Raw genomic sequence first — 265 nt, forward strand, 5'->3', positions numbered from 1 at the left:
CCGGGAAACGGATTGCCGCCACCTTGTCCACCTGACGCTCCTCCTCCAGGCCGCGCAGAAGCTTCTCGGCACGCTTAATCATCTGCTGAGCGGCAGCGGCCTTCGTGGCCTTGGCTCGCATCTTATTCGCCTGCTCCATGAGGGCGCTCGCCTTCTTCTGGGCGTTGGCGCGCTCGCGCTTGCGGCGGTGTTCGTCCTGCTCGCGCTGGGCCAGGTAGTTCTTCCAGCCCATGTTGTACTGGTCAATCACGCAGCGGTTGGCGTC

1 pseudogene is annotated in these 265 nt (G+C 64.2%); it reads right to left on the minus strand.

From position 1 onward, the window contains the following. Positions 1-265 (minus strand): annotated as a pseudogene (locus tag AC3E6W_RS08740) (ABC transporter ATP-binding protein); the annotation flags it as partial.

It is taken from the genome of Rothia sp. SCPM-O-B-18226 (M350), from assembly GCF_058213595.1.